This window comes from Priestia sp. MDV22-iso46, assembly GCF_058629175.1.
The window spans coordinates 99028-117070 of the sequence record NZ_JBZVWT010000007.1; the positions used below are offsets into that span (position 1 = coordinate 99028).

At 38.1% G+C, this 18043-nt stretch carries 18 protein-coding genes; 4 read left to right on the forward strand and 14 right to left on the reverse strand.

All coding sequences use genetic code 11. The annotated features are described in order from the left end of the window. Nucleotides 1–70 precede the first annotated feature (70 nt). Together AC4NPH_RS24745 and AC4NPH_RS24750 are read left to right on the forward strand one after the other, a co-directional pair. A complete protein-coding gene (locus tag AC4NPH_RS24745) occupies nt 71–646 on the forward strand; it encodes a PepSY domain-containing protein (RefSeq protein ID WP_013055079.1) in 576 nt (191 codons plus the stop codon). A 133-nt stretch (nt 647–779) separates the two neighbouring features. Beyond that, the gene (locus AC4NPH_RS24750) at nt 780–1319 is read left to right on the forward strand and encodes a PepSY domain-containing protein (protein ID WP_013055078.1); all 540 of its coding nucleotides are present in this window, start codon (nt 780–782) and stop codon (nt 1317–1319) included. A gap of 38 nt (nt 1320–1357) precedes the next feature. Here AC4NPH_RS24750 and AC4NPH_RS24755 read toward each other — a convergent pair whose 3' ends face one another. The 7 genes from AC4NPH_RS24755 to AC4NPH_RS24785 form a co-directional block, all read right to left on the reverse strand. Beyond that, nucleotides 1358–2635, reverse strand: coding sequence for a DUF445 domain-containing protein (locus AC4NPH_RS24755; RefSeq protein WP_098197389.1), 1278 nt, complete (start codon nt 2633–2635; stop codon nt 1358–1360). Nucleotides 2636–2762: 127 nt separating this feature from the next. Continuing rightward, nucleotides 2763–4118 carry an amino acid permease gene (locus tag AC4NPH_RS24760; RefSeq protein ID WP_013055076.1) on the reverse strand — a complete coding sequence of 452 codons (1356 nt, stop codon included), beginning with the start codon at nt 4116–4118 and terminating at the stop codon, nt 2763–2765. Between the two features lie 223 nt (nt 4119–4341). Next, a complete protein-coding gene (locus tag AC4NPH_RS24765) occupies nt 4342–4992 on the reverse strand; it encodes an amino acid ABC transporter permease (RefSeq protein WP_013055075.1) in 651 nt (216 codons plus the stop codon). 14 nt (nt 4993–5006) lie between these two features. After that, on the reverse strand, nt 5007–5645 hold the full coding sequence (locus AC4NPH_RS24770; protein ID WP_013055074.1) for an amino acid ABC transporter permease: 639 nt from the start codon (nt 5643–5645) through the stop codon (nt 5007–5009). A 74-nt stretch (nt 5646–5719) separates the two neighbouring features. Beyond that, the gene (locus AC4NPH_RS24775) at nt 5720–6535 is read right to left on the reverse strand and encodes a transporter substrate-binding domain-containing protein (protein WP_098315300.1); all 816 of its coding nucleotides are present in this window, start codon (nt 6533–6535) and stop codon (nt 5720–5722) included. A 21-nt stretch (nt 6536–6556) separates the two neighbouring features. Continuing rightward, on the reverse strand, nt 6557–7285 hold the full coding sequence (locus AC4NPH_RS24780) for an amino acid ABC transporter ATP-binding protein (protein WP_013055072.1): 729 nt from the start codon (nt 7283–7285) through the stop codon (nt 6557–6559). Between the two features lie 475 nt (nt 7286–7760). Further along, nucleotides 7761–8282: a M15 family metallopeptidase gene (locus AC4NPH_RS24785; protein WP_013055071.1), complete on the reverse strand. Its 522-nt coding sequence runs from the start codon at nt 8280–8282 to the stop codon at nt 7761–7763. A 214-nt stretch (nt 8283–8496) separates the two neighbouring features. Here AC4NPH_RS24785 and AC4NPH_RS24790 point away from each other — a divergent pair, with 214 nt between their 5' ends. Further along, nucleotides 8497–9150, forward strand: a complete 654-nt coding sequence (locus AC4NPH_RS24790; protein WP_013055070.1) for a hypothetical protein — start codon at nt 8497–8499, stop codon at nt 9148–9150. 40 nt (nt 9151–9190) lie between these two features. Here AC4NPH_RS24790 and AC4NPH_RS24795 read toward each other — a convergent pair whose 3' ends face one another. The 4 genes from AC4NPH_RS24795 to AC4NPH_RS24810 all read right to left on the reverse strand — a co-directional run bounded on the left by AC4NPH_RS24795 (nt 9191) and on the right by AC4NPH_RS24810 (nt 13714). Further along, nucleotides 9191–10411, reverse strand: coding sequence for a multidrug effflux MFS transporter (locus tag AC4NPH_RS24795; RefSeq protein ID WP_013055069.1), 1221 nt, complete (start codon nt 10409–10411; stop codon nt 9191–9193). Nucleotides 10412–10478: 67 nt separating this feature from the next. After that, nucleotides 10479–11300 carry a MerR family transcriptional regulator gene (locus AC4NPH_RS24800; protein ID WP_013055068.1) on the reverse strand — a complete coding sequence of 274 codons (822 nt, stop codon included), beginning with the start codon at nt 11298–11300 and terminating at the stop codon, nt 10479–10481. A gap of 63 nt (nt 11301–11363) precedes the next feature. Beyond that, a complete protein-coding gene (locus AC4NPH_RS24805; protein ID WP_081113328.1) occupies nt 11364–12377 on the reverse strand; it encodes an NAD(P)H-dependent flavin oxidoreductase in 1014 nt (337 codons plus the stop codon). A 272-nt stretch (nt 12378–12649) separates the two neighbouring features. Beyond that, on the reverse strand, nt 12650–13714 hold the full coding sequence (locus AC4NPH_RS24810; protein WP_098197391.1) for a lactonase family protein: 1065 nt from the start codon (nt 13712–13714) through the stop codon (nt 12650–12652). Nucleotides 13715–14047: 333 nt separating this feature from the next. Between AC4NPH_RS24810 and map the strand changes: the two genes are divergently transcribed. Continuing rightward, entirely contained in the window at nt 14048–14794 is a 747-nt protein-coding gene (gene map / locus AC4NPH_RS24815) for a type I methionyl aminopeptidase (protein WP_013055065.1), read from the forward strand. A gap of 27 nt (nt 14795–14821) precedes the next feature. Here the strand turns inward: map and AC4NPH_RS24820 are convergent, their stop codons facing one another. The 3 genes from AC4NPH_RS24820 to AC4NPH_RS24830 form a co-directional block, all read right to left on the reverse strand. Beyond that, nucleotides 14822–16627, reverse strand: a complete 1806-nt coding sequence (locus AC4NPH_RS24820) for an ATP-binding protein (protein ID WP_013055064.1) — start codon at nt 16625–16627, stop codon at nt 14822–14824. A 23-nt stretch (nt 16628–16650) separates the two neighbouring features. Next, nucleotides 16651–17634: a BMP family ABC transporter substrate-binding protein gene (locus AC4NPH_RS24825; protein ID WP_025601306.1), complete on the reverse strand. Its 984-nt coding sequence runs from the start codon at nt 17632–17634 to the stop codon at nt 16651–16653. Nucleotides 17635–17806: 172 nt separating this feature from the next. Beyond that, nucleotides 17807–18037: a helix-turn-helix domain-containing protein gene (locus AC4NPH_RS24830; protein ID WP_013055062.1), complete on the reverse strand. Its 231-nt coding sequence runs from the start codon at nt 18035–18037 to the stop codon at nt 17807–17809. Between the last annotated feature and the right edge of the window lie 6 nt (nt 18038–18043).

The window sequence follows — 18043 nt, forward strand, 5'->3', positions numbered from 1 at the left end:
TCTCGCCTTTTCTTAGAGATTTTTAAGAATTGCCTGCTATACTACTTTTTAAGATACTGGAGGTGAATGTATGAAGAAAACGGTGCTTTTTATACTTATTTTTCTTGCTGTTGGTTCAGCTTGCTTTTACGGAATAGCAAAAGCAGTGAATCGTCCTGATACACTTTTATCCGAATCTGACGTCAGCAGTATGATTCAGCAAAAATATGGCGGCACTATTGAAAATGCAAGCTTTTCTCAAAAAGATGATGAACCGATTTATCGAATCACTTTGCTTAAAGATGATATTCCATACCACATCACAGTAAATGGAGAAAATGGAGAAGTCCAGTCATTAATCAAACAAAAAGTAGAGAAACAAACGTCTACTCAAACTAAAAATAATACAGAAGAAGAGCAAAAAAAGAGCGAGCAACCACCAGTTTCTCCTACATCCGACGAGCCTCTCATTTCAATGGAACAAGCAAGAGACATTGCTTTACAAAAAGTAAAAGGAACGTTTTCTTCAGTTGAAATAGAAGAGGAAGAAGGCCAAACCTTTTACGAAGTCGAAATTGATCAGTCTAAAACAAGAGAAGCTAAAGTGATGATAAATGCTTACTCCGGACATGTAGATTCCATCACCTATGAAAATGACGATGATTAAAAGTACAGCGGAAAGCTGTGCTTTTTTTATCCATTTTTATTTATTTCTAAGAAAATTTTAAACTTCTTCTTCTTTTCCTTTAAAGTTCATTAGCTAAGATAGTCTTAACAACAAATCGAGGAGGCCATAACATATGAAAGTTATTACAACCGTTTTAGCCAGTGCAGTACTAGTCGGTGGATTAGGTGCAAGCGCATATGCAATGACAGACCAGTCCAAAAGCAATGATAAGAAGCAAACCACAACGATTGAAGAAGCAAAGGCAAAAGACATTGCCCTTCAAAAAACAGACGGCGGCGACATTACAAATATCCAATTAGCCGTAGATGACGGCGTTAAACAATATGAAGTAGACATCACAAAAGGTAATAAAGAATACGATGTAGACATTGACAGCAGCAGCGGTAAAATCATTGAATTTGATGAAGAGCAAAAAGACGGTGAAGATGAGAAAGAAGAGGAACTTCAAAACGTTTCCCCTGCTATTTCATTAGATCAAGCGATAAAAACAGCTTTAAAGAGCGCTAAAGGAACCGTCAATGAAACGGATCTAGACCAAGAAAACAACCGTTTAGTATATGAAATTGAAATTGACACAGCCGATAAACGTGAAGCAACTGTTTCAGTAGATGCCAAAAACGGCGGCGTGATCAGTGTAGAAATAGATGATTAATAGAAAAAGCACACTCCAAAAGGAGCGTGCTTCTTTTTTTATACCGCTAATTTAATAACCGTTAATACAATACCAATTAAGAATCCACATAGAGCTCCGTTCACTCGAATCCACTGCAAATCTTTTCCGACATTGTTTTCCATCATATCCACAAGTGTTTCATCATCTAATTTATCTAAGTTTTCTTGAACAAGCTGTCCAATTTTCGAATGATTCTCGTCTACAAAGCTCATGATTTGCTTTTGAATAGCCGTATCAATTGCTTCTTGACGCTGTACATCCTCTTCAAGAGCATTCAGCCAGCTCTCTACGTAAGGAACGGCGTAGCTTTTCATAAATTCAGGGCTTTCAATGAATGCTATCACTTTCGCTTTCATTTTATCGACGATTTCTGTTAATTTATTCGTTACGTTTAATTCATTAATCGTTTTTTGTTTCCATGCTTCTAATTTTTCAAGAAGTTCTTCATTCTGCTCCAAGCCTTGCAGCTCTTTTCTAATTCCGTTTACCAAAGCAAGGCGGTATTCATCCTCTTCGTTACGAAGACGCCCTGTAATAGAAAGCAATAAATTTTGCAAAATAGACCCTAGCTTCTCTTCATTAATCATGCTTTGAAATGATTTGAGAGCAAATTGTAAAATACCATCAAGCTCAATATTATCAAGCGCATTTTTAGCAATACTTCCGAGCTGATACTGCGTTTCTTCTTTTTTAATCCAGCTCTCCCCTTTATTTAAAAGAACATCAAGCGCTTTTTCATCATACTGATTTTTTACCACTTCTCCAACAATCGAATGCACAATAGGCTTTAACTCTATTGCTGAAAGCGATGATTTGAGCTCTTTTTCAATAATAGGAACGACTTTCTCTGTATCCACACGATTAATCGCATCAACAAGCAGTGCGGTTCCTTTTTGTTGAATCGTTTCCGAATGAACACCTTTTCGAACAATCGGAAGCAAACGCTGTGTAAACGCAATTCTTTTTACTTTTTCTTGAATACTTTCTTTTGACAGCCAGTCGTTTTCAAGGGTTGAGACTAGCCCTCTTGTAATACGCTGTCTGTTTTTAGGAAGCAGCGCAGTGTGTGGAATAGGAATGCCTAAAGGGTGACGAAAAAGAGCCGTAACGGCAAACCAATCCGCTAATCCGCCGACTAATCCAGCTTCGAACCCACCTTGAAGCAACCGACCCCAAATTGAATCACCAAAAGGCATTGTGGCAACGAAGCCCACTCCCATAATCACCAAAGAAATCACGGCTAAGTGCTTTGATTTCTTCTTTGGGTTTGTTGTAAATACATTATTTGATTCCATTGTAGTCCTCATCCTTTATTTATTTAACTAAACATTTCATCTAGAAATATGTAACGTGATACAGAAATTTCCGCAAAAAAAGAAAGACAAGCTTTTATCCTCGTCTTTCTAGTATATTGCCTTTTTGCTATACTTCAAACTTTTTTTCTTTTCGACTTTTATTAATAAATGAAAAAATGAGGAGTACGACCAAGATAACCGCACATACACTGGATCCAATCACATTGTTTTTGTTAAACATAAATGATACAAAAATAACAAGCAGTGCTGCTGTTGCAAAGAGCGTTGTATAAGGAAACCACTTTAATGCGAAAAACGGCTTTTCTTTATACCCTTTACGCAGCTTTAATTGAGCTAAACAAATACTTACCCAAATAAGAATAATCGTGAAGCCGGGAATGGTCATTAAATAACTAATTACATTATCCGGTGTTTTATAAGCTAAAAACACACCCATTAAAATACAAACAGCCGTAATCATCAAACCATTAATCGGAATACCGTTTTTCGAAACTTTCAAGAAGCGCTTTGATGCTTCTCCGCTTTGAGCCATAGCATAGAGCGTACGCGAAGTTGCATACATCCCTGAATTCGCTGCTGATAAAACGGCCGTTAATAAAACGAAGTTCATAATATGAGCCGCACCCGGCAGTCCGGTGATACTAAACACTTGCACAAATGGACTGTCTTGTCCTGATACAGAATTCCAGGGCATAAGGCCGCAAATAATTAAAATAGGCAAAATATAAAAGCCAATCACCCGCCATACTGTGCCTTTGATCACTTTCGGTAACACGTTTTTCACATCTTTTGTTTCCGTTACGGCCACACCAATTAATTCAGCTCCGCCGTAAGAGAACATCACAATTAAAAAGGCACTCAGCACACCGCTCATGCCGTGAGGGAAAAAGCCTCCATGAGCCGTATAATTTGCCCAAGGGTTTTGCACATCACTTGGAATCACACCGAATAAAATGAAAGCTCCCAAAATGATAAAAGCGGTAAGAGCAATTACTTTAATACCGGCAAACCAAAACTCAATTTCTCCGTAATACTTAACTTGAAATAAATTCATCCCTACAATCAGCACTGCACAGAGAAAGCTTAAGAGCCAAAGAGGTACAGAAGGGAACCAAAACTTCAAAAAGCTTCCTCCCGCAAGCAGTTCAACAACTGTCACGACAATCCAGTTCACCCAGTACAGCCACCCTACAATAAAAGAGGTTTGCGTACCGAATGCCTTATGCACTAAATTTTGTACGTTCATATTCGGATAGACAATTGCCATCTCCGCCAATGCTGTCATTACAATAAATAAGATAAGACCGCCAAATAAATACGCCAGTACAACACTTGGTCCTGCAATACCTAGCGTATCAGCACTACCTTTAAAAATACCTGTCCCAATCATACCGGCAAGCGCAATGAGCTGCACATGACGAGGCAACAGACCTTTTTTTAAATTTTGATCTTGTTTTTCCATGATGCCCGTCCCTTCTGTTCATTTTACGTGTTAGTTTAACCAAATCACTTCTTGCGCAAAAACCCCTACCGGATATTCAGTAGGGGGTGAACCAACACTGTTTTTCTTCTCTATGATGAATGAAAATGATCTGATTTTACCACTGTTACTTTAGTCATTTTATGCGTTGAATTAATACATTGTCAATGTTATTTATTTTCCAAAAATAAAGTCAAAAGAGTATCTACACCCTTTTGACTTCTAGTCTTCTTGCAATGATGGATAAAGCATAGTTTACAATAAAATACATCATCGCGATGATCAAAAACATTGGGACTACGTAACTTTGTTTCTGTCCGTAAATGATTTGAGCGTTATGCAGCAAATCAGGAAGTGCGATCACTACTGCAAGCGACGTATCTTTTAATAAGGAAATAAATTGACTAACTAAAGGAGGTACCATTCTCCGCAAAGCTTGAGGCAGCACAACGAAACGAAGCGTTTGATAATAGTTTAAACCTGATGAACGCGCCGCTTCAATTTGTCCTTTTTCAATTGATTTCAATCCGCTTCGGATAATTTCTGAAATCATAGCAGATTCAAATACAGTGAGGGCCACAATCGCTGCTGACGTAATTTCCATATCAATTCCGATTTCAGGTAAAGCAAAGTATGTAAAAAAGATAATTAAAAGCAGCGGCAAATTCCGGATAATTTCTACGACAAAAGCGAGTACATGAGACAGAACTGGAATGCGGGCATACCTTAAAATACCTACTATACTTCCAATAAGAAAACTTAACACAATCGAAATGAATGCCACTTTTAAAGTGACCCAAAATCCTTCCATTAAGAAGGAAAGGTGATCAGGAGAATAAGCACCCATAAAATCCATCACTTTCACTCCTTTCAGCTTGTTTTACCAAGACGTTTCTCAAGATAACCAACTCCTAAGCTTAACGGAATGGTTAGAACTAAATAGAACAGAGCCACAAAAATATACACATCAAACACTACGTAAGTTTGAGAGGAAACAAGATCTGCCTGATACATTAAATCAAAACCAGCAACAATCCCTAACACGGATGAGTTTTTGACTAAATTAATGAATTGATTTCCAAGAGGAGGAATGACGATTTTAATGGCTTGAGGCAATATAATGAACCGCATCGCCTGACCGTACGTAAGGCCGGATGAACGTGCCGCTTCAAGCTGCCCTTTTGGAACAGCCATAATTCCCGCTCGTATGGCTTCGGCTATAAAAGCTGCCGTATAAATAGTTAGTCCCAGCACTCCGGCAGCTGTACCGCTGATTCCCGCCACAATAAAAATAAAAAAGACGATAACCACAAGGGGAATATTTCGAATGAACTCTACATAGACCGTACCAATTACATTTACTATTTTGAGAGGGGCTATTCGCATTACCGCAATGATCGTGCCAAGTACAAAGCTGGCCACTAAAGCGATCAGACTGGCGATAATGGTGTACTTAAAACCTTCTAAATAAAGATCCATATTGTTCGTCAGAATTGAAAAATCCAGCAATTTTCTTCCTCCTTTCAACTAAACAAGCAGGATGAGCATAATGCTGCTCATCCTGAGAAAAGAAAACTGTACGCTTATTGTTTGATCCACTTGTCGTGAATTTCATCATATTTTCCAGAGTCTTTTATCTTTTTAAGCGCATCGTTTAAGGCATCTACCAGCTCTTTGTTTCCTTTTTTCACAGCAATGCCATAAGGCTCTTCTGTGAACGGCTTTCCTACCAATTCATAAGAAGGATCTTCATCAGCCATTCCATAAAGAATAGCATCATCAGTTGTTAAAGCATCTCCTTGCTTAGATTTTAAAGCTGTAAATGCTTCTGCATAGTTTTCAAACTCTAATACCGTTGTCTCTGGTGCTTTTTCGCGAATATTAATAGCTGAAGTTGATCCTTTAACAGCCAACACTTTAGTACCTTTCTTCAAATCATCAACGCTTTTAATTTTACTGCCTTTTTTCACAAGCAGAGACTGTCCAGCTTGGAAATATACATCCGTAAAGTCTACTTCTTTTTTACGTTCATCTGTAATAGTCATTGTTGCAACAACAGCATCAATATCTCCTTTTTGAAGAAGAGGAACCCTTGTTTTGGACGTAACTTCTTTAAATTCTACCTTGTTTTCATCGCCTAAAATCTCTTTAGCCAGCTGCTTAGAAATATCAACATCAAAACCTTCTACTTCACCCGTCTTTGGATTCTTTAAGCCAAACAAACGCGTATCATTTTTAACTCCAATGACGATTTTCCCTCGGTCTTTGATTTCAGTGAGCACATCTTTTTTAGCTGATGATCCACTCGTTTCTTCACTTTTCCCTCCGCAAGCTGCTAACATCATAGCCGCTGCTAATGAAAGCACAGCTGCCTTTAAAAACGTTTTTGATTTCTTCATATTACTCCCCCTATTAAACAATTAATGATTTAAAATACGGCTAAGAAATAAACGTGCCCTTTCTTCTTGCGGGTTTTCGTAAAACTCAGCCGGAGTTGCCTCTTCTAAGATTTTTCCTTGATCCATAAATACAATGCGGTCCGCTACTTCTTTTGCAAACCCCATTTCATGAGTTACAACTACCATGGTCATTCCTTCTTTAGCCAATGTTTTCATGACATCCAGCACTTCTCCAATCATTTCTGGATCAAGAGCAGAGGTAGGCTCATCAAAAAGCATAATTTCTGGCTTCATCGCAAGTCCCCTCGCAATAGCTACACGCTGCTGCTGGCCGCCTGACAGCTGGGATGGGTAGGCGTTAGCTTTTTCACCGATTCCGACTTTATCTAAATAGTATAGGGCTGTCTTCTTAGCTTCTTCTGACGACTGTCCCAATACTTTCATAGGTGCTAAAGTGATATTTTCTAAAACTGTTTTATGCGGATATAAATAAAAATGTTGAAACACCATACCTATATTGCGGCGCAGTTTATTAATATTTGTTTTTTTATCCGCGACCAATATATTATTTACCGTTAACTGTCCGTTAGATATTGTTTCTAAATAATTTATGCATCGCAGCATCGTGCTTTTACCTGAACCCGAAGGTCCAATTACGACGACAACTTCACCTTTTTCAATTGTTAAATTGATATCTTTTAATACGTGAAAATCACCGTAATATTTATTCACTCCGTCAAAAACAATCATTTTCCCCCTCCTAATTTGCGAACAACAATAAATATTTAAATTTTTAAAATATTTAAAATATATTAAAAATTATATTCTTACCCTTAAAGCAAAGTCAACAGTTGACAAATTATCTCTTTTTTGTAATCAAAATGAACTATCTTCAAATAAAATATGCTAGAAAAATAAAAGGCTTTGTTGGCATTTGCCGATATGTAAGCATACGTTCGCTAGGCTGAAGGTACTTGTATAAGCTTAATCAATAGATTATATTAGTTAACGCATATCTTTATACGAATTGTCTTTCATTTTTAGGGGGCAGTTCTCTCTAATCACCCCTCTTTCTAATTATCCGTCTATATCTTTATTATATTAATATATATAATTCTCTTAACGGTAAATTAACAAAAAAGAAAATACAAGCTTCTATTTGTGTTAGAGGTTCTGACATAGATATAGTGAAATTGTATTATCCCTCTAAAAAAAACACGCTTTATTAGCGTGTGTGGTCTTTTATATTTTCCAGACTCATCTGAAAATGTGGATAGTCTTTAAACCCTTGCCAATCTCCTCCCCATTCGAATCCTAAATTTTTTGCGATATCTACAACCTCCATCCAATCAGACTGATTGTTATTATTACCGTCATATTCCATGTCCCAAATAACTCGTCCGTCTTTTAACTGAATAGCAAAATCAATAGCTAGTCCATAGTTATGATAAGACTGGCCGCCCTTTGAATAGGTAACAATATTGCCTTCTTCCGTCCTGCCTTTTGCATAAAGCTTATCTTGTTCTTCTTTTGAACGGAAACCTTCCGTAATGACAATCGAGATTCCTTGGTCACTTGCTTGTTGAACAAGTTTATTTTTCTTTTCTTCTACGACAGGATGCAAATCAGTTGCTCCTGAAAAATCTTCTAGCGTTGGACCTGGCTTTAACTCATCGCGAAACAAAAATACCAGGCTTACCGCTATCGTAACTATCAAAGCTATTCCCAATTTTTTAAGAACGTTCATCTATATAAAGTCTCCATTCTTTTTTGCTGTTGTTTAGATAAAATCATATCGAATTTCATTTTGTTATCCAATAAAAGAGCTGTAGTGTTCAACAAACGTCTATATTTTTTCGTTTTTTATCTATTTTCACCATTTTTTCACTATTGGTGGTTACATTAACAATTGTGGACAGCTCTGTACCACACCCCTATAACTTTTAAGGAGTGACAACAGCATGAAAAAGAAACTATTCGGTTATATCATGGCAAGCGGTTTAACACTAGGAGTTATGGCCGCTGCAAACTCCACGGCATTTGCAGCCAGCAAAGATGAAACAAGCTCTTCAACAGTTGTAGAGCGAACAAATGGCAGTACAACAAATACGGATGATGCAACACAACAAAAAGTTGATGATATTATGAAAAAAGCACAGGAAAAATTACAAAAACTCGGCGTAAACTTGCCTCAGCACAAAGACGGCCCCTTCAGCAATCTAGATGCGGCTACGAAGAAAAAAGCGAAAGCTATTATGGATCAGCTTCGCGACGGCACGCTGACTAAAGAACAAGCGGAAGCCAAATTAAAAGAACTTGGCGTGAATTTTCCTGAACATAGAGGCGGTCCTTTTAACAATTTAGATGCGGCTACAAAGAAAAAAGCGAAAGCTATTATGGATCAGTTTCGCGACGGCACGCTGACTAAAGAACAAGCGAAAGCCAAATTAAAAGAACTTGGCGTGAATTTTCCTGCTAAAAAGAAAGATTTTCTAAGCGGGGTAGATGCTGAAACAAAAGCGAAAGCTGAAACCATTTTGGAAAATGCCAAAAAAGAAATACAAAATCTTGGCGTTACAATGCCGTTTGAAAATCACGAGCACAAAGCTCAATAACTAAAAAAGCTACTTGGCTGTTGAAAGCCAAGTAGCTTTTTTATGATGCAGTTTTCCTTCTCACTAACGTCATGTACACACCTAATGCTAATAAATCGCAGACCATAATCACAATGCCCATCGGCAGAGCATTTTGCCCTCCTCCAAGACCAACAAGAGGAGCTACGGCTGCTCCGAGCAAGAACGGAAGCAACCCTAGAAGCGCTGAAGCACTTCCCGCGTTCGAAGCTTGATTTTCCATAGCGAGTGAAAAAACGGTTGTGTTCACAATTCCTACGCTCGATACTACAAAGAAAAGCAAGATGCAGACCAAAATAACGGACATGTGAGTAACAATCACGGCCACTAAAAGCACGCTTCCAACAGCTGCTTGAAGCAATCCATACATAAGAAGAGTTGCTTCTTTTATTTTACCCGCTAAACGTCCTGTCACTTGAGTAGCTATAATTAGTCCAAAACCGTTAATAGCAAAAACAAAGCTGAACATCTGCGGAGATAGTCCATAAATGTCTTGAAGGACAAATGTAGAACCTGAAATATAAGCAAACATGGCACTCATAATAAAACCTTGCGCCAGCGCATATCCCACGAAGACACCATCTTTTAGCAATACGCCAAATGTACGCAGTACTTCTGTTAATCCACCTTCTTTACGGCGTTCGAGCGGAAGCGTTTCTTTTAAACCAAATAAAACGGCAAAAAACATTAGTGCACCAATCACTGCTAACACACCAAATACTCCTCGCCACGACATAATCGTCAGCAGCTGTCCACCAGCAACCGGAGCTAAAATAGGAGCTAAGCCATTTACAAGCATAAGCATGGAGAAAAACTTTGTTAAATCCGAACCTGAAAACAAGTCTCGCACGCTCGCTCTTGAAATAACCATTCCTGCTGCTCCTGCCATACCTTGAATAAATCGCAAAACGATAAAAATCCAAATAGACGGTGCAAACACGCATAAAACAGATGCAACTGCATAGGTGATTAATGCTGCTACAAGCGGCTTTTTCCTTCCGCGAATATCACTGAATGGCCCCATGACCACTTGCCCAAATGCTAAGCCCAATAAGCAAGCTGTCAGACTGACCTGCGCTAAAGAAGCTGAAGTATGCAATTCTTTCGCAAGCGTCGGCAGCGCTGGCAAATACATATCGATTGATAACGGTCCAAATGCGCTCAGTGAACCCAAAATTAAAATAAATAAAATACGATTTCCTCGGCTTAAAGACATTCCTTGGGAAATACTTTGCTGATTCATCTATTGTTGTCTCTCCCTTCAGCAGTTTTACAATAGTCTCATCTTAAACCCTCCAGCTACTGGATAGTCAAGACGTAATTCGAATTTGAATTTCCGTCAGCCGCTCTTCTTCATGATGTGAAATAAATGAATCTACAATCCGCCGAATTAAGAAAGGACCTTCTGCTTTGTATCCTTCCGCTTTAATAAAGTTCAGTAATGCATCGTAATAGACTCCTGTGGTATCTCTCTTTTCTCTCATATAAATAGATGCGTAATCTCCTTCAGGTATTAACGTAACGAGTTCATGCTTAAAAGAAACATCACTTTCGACCAATAAAAAAATGCCATCGTAATCTGTAAATTGTTGTTTTTTCGCGTTTTCTACCGATAGCATAAACCCTACTTTCCCAATCATAATCGGGGTAATATGACTAATTTTCTTTTTTAAATCACGGAGAACACTTTCAGTCCCGTCTAACGTACCTACCTCTGCTTTTACTTGCACAACTTCACGAGAAGGAAGGTGTTTTATGAACGGGGCTCCTATTTGGTTAATATGTCTCGTCTGTTCTAATTCCTTCATTCGAGTTGTTAGCTGCACATTCACTCTTTGAAGGTGACGAATTTTTTCTTTTGTTACCTTCTGATATTCCGCTAAAGTTTCAATAAATTCATCCAAGCTGCTGTGCTCCATCTTTCTTTTAATTTCTTTTAAAGGAACTCCCATCAGCTTTAAATAGACAATGATATCTAATTTCTTAAATTGTTCTAACGTATAATATCGATAACCGGTTTGTGGATCAACTTCGTAAGGCTCGAACAGGCCAATTTCATCATAATAGCGAAGTGTTTTAACCGGAATATCATGCAGTCTGGCCATTTGTCCAATCGTAAATTTGTTTTGCACTATAAGTTCACCTTCTTTATGTAAAGCTGCTTGCACTTAAAGCAAGCAACACCGTAATTCTCGTCATTCATTTAGTTCTTGTACAAGCTCTTCCACAATAAGATGTGCAGGCAGTTTTTTTGCCAGCGTAAATCCGGTTCCTGCCCACAAAGAAGTGTACTCTGGATTATTCATTTGTGTAGCTTTTGCTCGAATAGGCTTTGTCATGTAATGAATATGAGGGTAGGCGGATGGTGCTGATTTATCATAGGAAATAAAAAAGGCATTCACAAATCCTCTAGCACGTTTCCCTGTAAAAGCTCGTGTGACACCTGTTTCATTAAAACGCTTTTGAAGAATGCTTTCTTTATGAAGAGCACTCGCTCCGCTTTCTGGACAACAAATAAAAGCCGTACCTAACTGGGCAGCAGAAGCCCCTTCTTGTAACACACGTTTTATGTCAGACCCCGTCATCAACCCTCCCGCAGCAATCAATGGCTTTTTAGTGATTGAGCGAACTTCTTTCAGCAATTTCATAAGCGGGTAATCCACCGAACTCTCTAAAAAAGTAGATCGATGGCCGCCGGCTTCAATGCCTTGCAAACATAGCGCATCCGCTCCTGCTCTCAAAGCCACTTCGGCTTCTTGAGGTGTTGTAATCGTAACGAAAACACGGCTTCCAATTCCTTTTAAACTTGCTACAATCTCTCGATCCGGGCACCCAAATGTAAAGCTCACAGCAGGTACTCGATGTTTTTGAATGATGTCGAGCTTGGCATTCCATTCATCATCATCATTCTTTGGTATATCAACTTGACACTCCAAATATTCAGCTGCTTTTAACAGTTCTTTTTGATAACAATCAAGTGCATCAACTGCTACTTTTTCATTTGTCGGCACAAACAGATTCACTCCAAAAGGTTTTTTCGTAAGTGAGTGCATCTCTATAATTTCCTGCTCCAATTCACGCGCACTTTTATATCCCGCAGCTAGAAACCCTAGTCCTCCGCTATTAGATACTGCTGCAGCTAGTTTAGGCGTCGAAACTCCTCCTGCCATGGGAGCTTGTACAATTGGATATTTACATATATCTTCCACACTTCTCACCTCAGCCTTTCATGCGTTCTCTCTTCATTCTACTATAACCCCAGAAAAAAAAGCCCTCCAAAAGGGCTTTTTTTCCATATATAGATTATGCTCGTTTCAAAAATTGAGATCATAAATGATGCTAAGGAACGCGCACTACCTGATTATTCCCTCAAAGGTTCACCTATGCGGATGACACTAACTCCGTAAGGGAAGTGACAGCCGCTTAAGTTTAGAAAGCCAGACCTGATTGTTCTTTGATCAGGTCTGGCTTTCTACATCGATTACTTATAATGGAGGAACTTTACGCATACAGCTTCTGGAACCGTAACGTTAGATTGAAGAAGCGTTAGCTTTCCACTTTCTTGGCCTCTTTCAAACAGTACCAAGTTTCCTGTTTCTTGATTAGACGCTACAATGAATTGTTCTGTTGGATCTAAAACAAAATCGCGCGGCCAGTCACCTTCAGTGCCTGTCCATTCTATGAATGTTAACTGTCCAGAATCCTGATCTACTTTGAATGTTGCAATTGAGTTATGTCCGCGGTTTCCTGCATAGACAAAGCGGCCATCTGAAGAAATGTGGATAGCACTCCCTTGATTATTTTCTGTAAAATCAGCTGGAATTGTTGAAACAGCTTGTTGTTGAGTGAAGCTTCCTTTGCTTTCGTCATAAGTTAAAAATAAAACTTCAGAGCTGAATTCTGTCATTGCATACGCATAGCGGCCATTTGGATGGAACGTTAAATGTCTAGGGCCCGAACCAACAGATGTAGAAAGACTGTTGACTTCCTTCAATTTATTCTCTTCTACTTCATATGTCACGATTTTATCAATACCTAAGTCCACAACGGCCACGTGCTTTTCTCCAGGAGTAAAATCGGCATAGTGTACGTGCGGTTTTCCTTGTTGTCCTTTTTTGAGATCTGAATGAGGATGTTCCACTACGGATGCTACATATTCAATTTCCCCTGTTTCTTCATTAACAGAATACGTCTCAACGCTCCCTTTATGAAAGTTAGCAGATAAAACAAGCGTATTATCTTCATTCACTGAAACATAGCAAGGAGGCGCGCCGTCTAGCAGCTGTTTGTTTACAAACTTTAGTTGCCCCGTGTTTGGATCAACCTTAAAAGCAGCTACTCCGCCTTTTTCTCCTTCTTTAATAACTGTATAAAGATGTTCGTTGTCTTTGCTTGCATTTAAGTATGTAGGATTTTCAATTTTAGCCACGGCTTTTACTTCTACAATCTTTTTAGCCTTCGTATCTAACGTAAATGTATAGACACCTTCACTGCCTGCTTTTGTATATGTACCTGCAAATCCAATAAATTTTCCATGTTCACTCATTTTCCTATACCCCTCCTAAAGAATTGTTTTGTTTCATTTATTTTACTATATCATACCGCATTTGTTATAGAGAATGCTCCAATTCAACGTTCATTTATCAGTTTTCCCTACATGCCTATCGTCAAACCCTTCCTTTTTAAGCCTGTATCTTGCATTTTCCTACCATGGGGCGTTATGATTAAGGATGATTTTATATCGCCCCATAGCAGACGGCTTCTGTATTTCTTGGATTTTCAAATAAAGAAGAATGAACTGATGAATAGTCGACTTTCATCGCTATAACCGCTGCTCAACTTTTTTCGTAAAGTTACATCAAAAAAGGAGTGAACAACAATGATCACATTAAAAAGTGAACGCGAAATTAATTTAATGCACGAAGCAGGTAAATTATTAGCTTCTTGTCATAAAGAAATCGCTAAAATGATCAAACCAGGCATAACAACAATGCAAATTGATAAATTTGTTGAAGAGTACTTAGCAAAGCACGGAGCAACGCCGGAACAAAAAGGATACAAAGGATATCAATATGCAACGTGCGCTTCTTTAAATGATGAAATTTGCCACGGCTTCCCAACAAATAAACCGTTAAAAGACGGCGATATCGTAACCATCGATATGGTTGTAAATTTAAACGGAGGCTTAGCAGATTCCGCATGGACTCACACCGTTGGAGACATTTCAGACGAAGCACAGCGTCTAGTAGATGTTACATACGAAGCGCTTTTAAAAGGAATCGAGCAAGCACAGCCAGGAAATCGCACAGGTGACATTGGCCACGCTATTCAAAGCTATGTAGAAGGCGAAAAATTCTCTGTCGTACGCGACTTCACAGGACACGGAATTGGAAATACCATGCACGAAGCGCCTACAATTCTTCACTACGGAAAAGCTGGCAAAGGTACACGTTTAAAAGAAGGTATGGTTATTACAATTGAGCCAATGGTGAATGCTGGTACATGGCATTCTAAAATGGATAAAAACGGCTGGACGGCTCGTACAACAGACGGTAAATTATCCGCTCAATTTGAACATACACTTGCGATTACGAAAAACGGTCCTCTTATTTTAACAGCACATTAAAAAAACAGCCCTTTTGAGGCTGTTTTCTTAATGTAGAGGAAATTTAATAACAAAAACTGTGCCGCGGGAAGAAGTAGATAATAATTTAATCTGTCCTCCGTGGCTTTCTAGAATACGCTGAGCAATTGGCAGACCAAGACCTGTTCCACTATCTTTTGAAGTGGAAAACGGCTGGTACAGCGACTGCTGCATATGCAAAGGAATCCCTTTTCCATTATCTTCAATATACAGACAATAATTATCATCATGAACCTGTGAATAGATTGTAATGACTCCTTCTCCATCCATGGCTTCCATACTGTTTCGAATTAAATTATGAAGAACTTGTTTGATTTGTTTTTCATCTACCTTTAGTATATGCGGCTGCAGTTTCACATCAAAGATAAGCTTATCTTTTTCTGTAAATTTGCTTGAGTGAGTAATCAAAGGCAATAGCTCATTAATAATATCCTGCATACTGACTTTTTTCATTACCGGAGCTCCTGGTTTTGATAACAGCAGCATTTCTTCAATGATGTAATTAATCCTCTCTAACTCTTTCATAAGCAGAGGCAGGTAAAAACGCTTTTTCTCCTCATCAGAGAGAGACTGATTCATAAGAGATATAAATCCATGAATCACGGCAAGAGGATTACGAATCTCATGGGCAGCTCCGGCTGCCACTTCTCCAACTAGAGCAAGTTTCTCAGACTGATGCATTCGCTTTTCTAATTCTTCGGTATCCGATATATCAATGAAATAAAAAATTCTTCCGATGCTCTCGTTCTTCTCATTAAACAGCTGCGTTTGAGAGGCTAAAAAGCAATAGCACGTCTCTTTCGTTCCAAATAATACTTTTTTATTTTCGTGAATTTCTCCCGAATTCACCATGCTCCAAAATTCAGTATTATATTCAGGACATTCCTCCATATACCCACAAATATCCTTTTCGTTGAGATCTAAAAACTGCTTTGCTGAGGTATTGGCAAATATACTATTTGTCTCATCTTCTATTGTGATAATTCCAACAGGCAGTGAATTTAAGATCTGCTGGCGATATGCTTTATCTTTAATGATTTTCCAAAATGAATCTTCTAAACTAACCGACATTTGATTGATAGAAGCCGAAAGCTGCTTCAGCTCGATTTGCTTTGTGTCTTGAAGAACAAGACCGTATTCTCCGTCTGCAATGTCATTCACTTTTTCAATCATTTGTTCAATTGGTTTCGTAAGGCTCGCACTCATACGATAAGAAACATAAAGAGAAGCCACAATAGCACTTACTGTTAAAATCAATAGTAAAATTAATGAATCTTTAATAATGACAGACAGTGTATCTGATAGTGTATCAAGTGAATCAACCGTCTCTTCTTTTGAACTATTAATATCTTTTTTTATCTGATGCAGATCCGGCAAATAATTTCTCTTAAGATACTCTTTTGCTCCCTCTATATCTCCGTACTTCAGCAGTCCCTGCACGTTATTAGAAATCTTAAAATCCAGCAGCTCAATTTTTTCCTTTAGTGGAATCAACGATTTTGGCACAGGCTGCTTATATCTTTCATTATTTTCGATAACTCGTGTATCATATGATTGATATTCTTCTATCAAAGAGACAGTGGGGTTCTTTAGATTATTTTTCACAATGTATTCTTTTATGTTCAGCTGCTCTTCCCAATAAGAAAGCCACACCATTTGAGGAACATCTTCATCTTTAATTTCGTTGCTTACATGATTCATTTTATCAATGGCATGCACTAAAACTAAAGAGAACCCGCTTAACATGAATGTAATCAAAAGAAGAATCGTTAATATTTGGCTACGGAATGACATGTTGCGAAATAATTGATTCATAATCATCTCTTTCTTTTTCATAGTTACTTCGGCTGTGTAGACATTCTAACTTTCGAATATAAAATTTGTTTTTCCCGCTTACTGTACATCGGTCCAAAAGGCGCTAGTTTATAAACACCGTCCCTGGCGTCAAGTTTGACTTCTCCAGATGGAAGACCTTTTTTACTAAAATAGTCTTTCATAATCACGTTGTAAGCTTGAGGAACATCATTTATCACACTTGTTAAAATAACAGACCTACCCATGTACGCCTGATCATCTAAATATCCTATTACGTACATTCCTTGTGTTTTCGCTTCTTGAATAACTTCTTGATTATACGAATTTCCTTTAGCATAGACGATATCGACACCTTGAGCTTTTAACTCGCGGAGCAGCTTTACTGCTTTTGCTCCATCGTCTCGGCTGTTTACAACTCGATAATAAAAAGCAATCGATGAATCATACGCTTTGATTCCTTGTTCGAATCCTGGATTTTTTTCTTTTGCAAATGTATCGAGTAATCCAATTTTTTTCGTTTTTGTCTTCATGGCAGCTGCCGTGCCTGCCAGGTGCTCTATTTTTGTTTGATCAAATGTATATACAGTTTGGTTTTTATACATTGAAGTACCGTGAATGGTGACGAAATGAACATGAGGATACTTAGGAGCTAGTTCTGTAAAAACGGTAGAAAATTCTCTTCCATGTCCAATTACGACTTTTGTTCCATTTTGAATAACTTTTTCAGCAGCTTCCTTCATTTTTTGGTTCGTATTTACTTCGCTAATAACTTGAGCCGAAACAGGATACTGCTGCTCGATGTTGATTTTTCCTTTATAAGCTAGACTGCCCCAGCTTTGATCTGTCAGTACATCAGAGGTGAGAATTGCAACGCTTGTGTTTTCTACTTTTTTTGTCGTTTGCTGACTTATAATCCCTTGTGTTTTCGAAATAATAATAATTAAAAACGAAGCGACAACAATCAGGGCAAGCAATAAAATCAGCCTTAACTGTCTTGATCGTTGCATAGACCTTCTCCTTTTTGTTTAGCATACTTTCATTATATAAAAAAAGCATCTAAAAAGACTACATCTTTAACGAAATTCCAACTTTTTTCGACATTTCTTTCATATCTTACCTTTTTTAACACTTTCATTCCAAAAGAAAAAAGCAGAAAACATCTGTTTTCTGCTTCTGCCTTCAATCTTCATCTTTTACATCCATATCTTCAGGGATAGGCTCATTTAGGTATTCTTCAATTTGTTTTTTGTACTTTTCCATTTGCTCTAAATGGGTGTTAAACTGCTCTTTATTTAATAAGTAGTTTTCACCATCAAATATAGCTCGTACTTTTCCTTCTTGAATCAATTTCTGCACATATTCTTCAGGAAAAGATAGATACTCTGCTGCTTCTTTTATCGTTAAATACATCCTGCT